At 62.3% G+C, this 4,650-nt stretch carries 5 protein-coding genes and 1 pseudogene; 3 read left to right on the top strand and 3 right to left on the bottom strand.

Translation table 11 applies throughout. From position 1 onward, the window contains the following. Positions 1-822, top strand: an 822-nt coding sequence (locus VN856_RS20875) for an adenylate/guanylate cyclase domain-containing protein (protein ID WP_325692488.1), incomplete at its 5' end; no start/stop codon positions are given. Positions 823-836: 14 nt separating this feature from the next. Here the strand turns inward: VN856_RS20875 and VN856_RS20870 are convergent. Then, a pseudogene (locus VN856_RS20870) lies at positions 837-1,213 on the bottom strand (hypothetical protein); the annotation flags it as partial. A gap of 80 nt (positions 1,214-1,293) precedes the next feature. On the opposite strand from VN856_RS20870, the gene VN856_RS20865 reads away from it, so the two are divergent. Further along, entirely contained in the window at positions 1,294-2,610 is a 1,317-nt protein-coding gene (locus VN856_RS20865; protein WP_325692486.1) for an adenylate/guanylate cyclase domain-containing protein, read from the top strand. Between the two features lie 255 nt (positions 2,611-2,865). Here the strand turns inward: VN856_RS20865 and VN856_RS28920 are convergent, their stop codons facing one another. After that, on the bottom strand, positions 2,866-3,351 hold the full coding sequence (locus VN856_RS28920; protein WP_414687011.1) for a phage tail protein: 486 nt from the start codon (positions 3,349-3,351) through the stop codon (positions 2,866-2,868). A 367-nt stretch (positions 3,352-3,718) separates the two neighbouring features. On the opposite strand from VN856_RS28920, the gene VN856_RS20860 reads away from it, so the two are divergent. Then, positions 3,719-4,177 carry an SRPBCC family protein gene (locus VN856_RS20860; RefSeq protein WP_325692484.1) on the top strand — a complete coding sequence of 153 codons (459 nt, stop codon included), beginning with the start codon at positions 3,719-3,721 and terminating at the stop codon, positions 4,175-4,177. A gap of 20 nt (positions 4,178-4,197) precedes the next feature. On the opposite strand, the gene VN856_RS20855 is transcribed toward VN856_RS20860, so the two are convergent. Continuing rightward, positions 4,198-4,650 (bottom strand): adenylate/guanylate cyclase domain-containing protein (locus VN856_RS20855; protein ID WP_325692482.1); only part of this gene is annotated, 453 nt, incomplete at its 5' end.

Genomic DNA, 4,650 nt, shown 5'->3' with positions numbered 1-4,650 from the left:
GACATGCCGTGGAACGAGGAGATCCGCGCGGCGACGGCACGCTGGGAACGCGGCGCGGTGAGCCCAGGGACCATCGCCCTCATGGTGCCTCTGCTGGCCGAAATGGACGTGAGGGCGTTGCTTCCCACGGTCCGCGTCCCGACACTCGTCCTGCATCACACCGACGACCCCGTTATCCCACCCGAGTGGGGCAAGGACGTCGCGGATCGCATACCGGGCGCGAAATACGTCGAGCTTCCGGGGCGCAACCTCAACCACTTCTACGAACCCGACTGGCGGTCGTCGTTCCAGGAGATGGCCCAGTTCCTCACCGGCCAGCAGGCCGACGTAGCCGATGACCGGGTTCTCGCCACCGTGCTGTTCACCGACATCGTGGACTCGACGCGCCGAACCGCCGAGATGGGTGATCGTGACTGGCATGCGCTGCTCGACGCGCACGACGCCGTCGTGCGGTCGCAACTAGCTCGGTTTCGAGGCCGCGAGGTAAACACTTCGGGCGACGGCTTCCTCGCGATGTTCGACGGCCCGCAGCGAGCGATTCGCTGCGCCATGGCAATTCGTGACGCGGTGCAGTCGCTCGGCATCGAGGTGCGCGCCGGGCTACACACCGGCGAGTGCGAGGTCCGCGGCGACGACATCGGCGGGATTGCCGTGCACATCGGCGCACGGGTGAGCGCACTGGCAGGACCGAACGAGGTGCTGGTGTCCAGCACACTGCGCGACTTGGTAATCGGGTCGGGGATCGAGTTTGAGGACCGCGGCGCTCACCAACTCAAAGGCGTACCCGGTGAGTGGCGTCTTTTCGCCGTCGCCTCTGCGTAAACGTTGACCGGCCGTCAGAATGGCGGAAGTTCAGCGTCGCCCCTGCCGCCCGGCGGGGCTGGTCCTAAGTTGCCGACGAGCTGGGCTTGCCGGCTCGCGCGGGCGGCGTGGTTGTGTCGACGTTCGCTGTTGATGCGGCGGGCGCGGTTCTGAGCGCGGGTGCGGCGGCGTTTAGGCATCATCGCGGTGCGATCGCCGCAGCGCGGTTGGGTGCCGTCAATGTCGAACGAAGGCAGCTCACCCGGTGGCGCGCAGAGAGTCGGAACAGCAGCGCGCTGCCGGGCGTCGTCACATAGGTGCGCCCGTCGGGAAGGAGCCAGATCACAGTGCCATCCGGCAGCTGTTTGTCGTGCCAGCCACCGAAAGTCTTCAGCAGGTGGTGTTTTCGACACGCCGAGGGACTATCTAGGGGAAACACCCTTAGCTGCAAAAACGTCTGCCGCAGCGCTCCCCTGGAATTAGACTTCCGCCGTGTTCTCGGAGATGCGCTACGCCTTCAACGGGGACCTGCGTGTTGCGTATCGCACGACCCGTGATGGACCTCGCGACCTCGTGGTTGTCACGGGCTGGTTCACAAATTGTGATCTCTGGCCCGACTTGCCGTCCGTCCAGGGCTGGGTGGAGGCGATGACTTCGCTCGGTCGACTGATTTTCTTCGATCAGCCGGGCACCGGTTCGTCCGACCCTGTCACGCCCGGTGCACCGCCGACGTTAGAGCAATGGGCTGACAGCATCACTGCGGTGCTCGACGATGTGGGCAGCCGCGAAGCGGCCCTCGTCGTGTTCGGTGGCGCGTTGTCGCCAGCGGCGCTTTTTGCGGCAACATATCCGTCCCGCGCGACCGCATTGGTCGTGCTTGAGGGCTATGCAGATCCTATGACTGAACGCTCGGATGGTGTCGACTCGAATGAAGTCCTCGCCGGGATGGTCGCCACATGGGGCACTGGCGAGTTTCAACATGTGATTAATCCGGACATGCCGTGGAACGAGGAGATCCGGGCAGGATGGGCGCGACAAGAACGGCAGTCGGCCAGCCCGGGAACCATCATCCAAATGTTGCCCCTAGTAGCCGAATTGAACGTGCGGCTTGTCTTCCCGGCGATCCGCGTACCGACCCTCGTCGTCCAGCACACCGACGACCCGTTCATCCCAACTGCATGGGGCAAATACGTCGCCGATCATATAACGGGTGCGAAATACGTTGAGGTGCGCGGTCGCAACATGTACCACTTTGTTGAACCCTGGCGCGAGTCCTTCCAGGAAATCGCCGAGTTCCTCACTGGCGAGCAGGCAGAGGTGGCCGATGATCGTGTGCTCGCCACCGTTCTGTTCACCGACATAGTAGATTCGACGCGCAGGGCCGCGGAGCTGGGCGACCGGAACTGGCGTGCGTTGCTCGACGCACACGACGCCGTCGTCCGGTCTCAACTGTCCCGTTTTCGAGGTCGTGAGGTGAACACATCAGGCGACGGCTTCCTCGCAACGTTCGACGGACCTCAGCGAGCGATCCGCTGCGCCATGGCAATTCGCGACGCGGTGCGATCGCTCGGCATCGAGGTGCGCGCCGGGTTGCACACCGGCGAGTGCGAGATCCGCGGCTATGACATCGGCGGGATCGCCGTGCACATCGGCGCGCGCGTGAGCGCACTGGCAGGGCCGAACGACGTGCTGGTGTCGAGCACGCTGCGTGACCTCGTGATCGGATCAGGACTTGAGTTCGAAGACCGAGGCGGTCACACGCTCAAAGGCGTGCCCGGCGAATGGCGACTCTCCGCGGTCGCCTCGTAATTGCCGCTGCGGGTGAAACGGCTGGCGCGTTTGCTCGGGGTGTTGGGCGTATCAAAACTAATGTTCTCAGCGTCTCAAACATTCTTTCAAAACTTGCCCCACAAACGCGTCCGGCAGGGACGGCGCGGCGTCCTCACTGCCTCGTGTCCAGGGTCGCCACACGTTGTGGGGACCAGCCCACGCTAGATCTTTCTAGGTCTGTCTACAATTTCAACCGCGCGTGCTGCGGCAGCACGAATTCCGGAGGTCAAAGCCTCAAGGACGAGCGGGGAAGACACCCTGAAGCGCAATGATCCAGTTCAGCACCAGCGAGGGCTGACGGTTCTCATGCGCCGCACCGCCTCCGGTGCCCCCGATCATTCCCGCATTCATTTGCGCGTTGGCGGTACCCGCGTAGATTTTGCTTGATGCTTCAGCAGGATAGCGCCCGGTTGGTCCAGTCTCGTTCCCCCTAGCCGAATCGCAATTTACCGAATGCGTGTGAGACGGGATTTGAGTCGTATCGAGCGTCACCGATTCGGCTCCATACGTTTCGCCAACGCTATAGCTCGACAATCCGGGGCCTTGACCGGACGAGACCGGCACACGACCGCGGAGATCAGGCAGCGCGAAGGTGCTGACACCATCGCCACCGTAGATGGTCCCAAGGAGCGTAAACAAAGCTGCGTTTTGCGCAATCGACAACAGTTGGCCGTTGCAAAGCGCCCACCCATTGGGCGCGAAGTCGTACGGAACAAGCACTAATTGGCCTAAGAAAGGTTCCACGCTGCGACTGTTGCACGCTGCCAACGCGTACGGCAATGATGCGGTCCGCCCAGCGGGCCACTCAGATCGAACCTCCGGCAAGGGCTAGCCCAAGTGCAGTGGAGTTTACGGCCAAACCCGCGCGACGTTTCTCTATGGTCGTTTGGCCGCAGTGTGTGCGCCGTCTGAAGTTTCAGGACTAATATTCTGAGATTCTCGAAGGTCGGTCCAAAACTTGGGCGTCAGCACGCCTTGCGTCAGCACATGCCAACGAGGCGATGCGTTGTCCCATGAACAAGTGTCAAGGGCACATGCCTGCAAAATCGTCGAACGTTCCAGAAGGTCGCGTGTTAGATGTGCATTCATGACGGTTTCTCCCGAGGATCGGGCCTCAGCCTTCATCGCTGCCGATCCAAACAGCATCTGGGACATGATCAGCGACATCACACGGATGGGTCAGTGGAGTCCCGAGTGCTACAGGGCTATGTGGCTCACGTCCAGGCGCGGCAAGGGCGCATTATTTCTTGGACTCAATAAGGATCGCGGTCTGAGGTGGCCCTCGCCTGCGATCGTCACCGAATCGGAGCGCGGGAAGGTATTTGCATTCCGAGCCGCCAGCGGAGTGCTATGGCGGTACCGATTGACAGCCGAGAATGGAGGTTGCCTCCTGGTGGAGGAGCGCATTACCTCAGGTGAGTTCCGCTACGTGAAGGCGGCCTACCGACTATTCCTCGGGGGGTATGACCGTCGCATGGACGTTCTGCGGGCCGGCATGCGCCGAACCGTCGAACGCATCAGAGCCGCCGCGGAAGACGCTACTTAGTTCGCGTTCTTCGATCCGCGCTAGACCGCATAGAGTCGCCAACGATCCGGCACACCTTTGAGTTCATGCTCGCCGCGTGCGTGGAACACTCGTCGTGACCCAGTGACGATCTCCCGCACAGTCGAAGAAACCAACACTTCACTTGGGGCCGCGAGAGCAGCGATACGCGCACCGATGTGGACAGCCATGCCGGCAACGTCACCACCGCGAACCTCCACTTCACCAATGTGGATACCGGTACGGACCTCGATCCCGAACGGGTGCATCGCGGCGACAATCGCTGCTGCACAATCGATCGCCACACTCGGGCTATTGAAGACCGCCAGAAATCCGTCGCCGACGGTGTTAACTTCACGGCCGCCGAAGCGCTTGAGCTGGTGGCGAATGATGCTGTCGTGGTTATCCAACAGATCGTGCCACCGGTCGTCGCCGAGCGCCGCGGCGTGTCCCGTGGAGCCGACGATGTCGGTGAA

This window comes from Mycobacterium sp. (assembly GCF_035603715.1).
Lineage (GTDB): Bacteria > Actinomycetota > Actinomycetes > Mycobacteriales > Mycobacteriaceae > Mycobacterium.
Note: the sequence above shows the minus strand (reverse complement) of the source record. Positions and strands in the feature narration are given on the sequence as shown.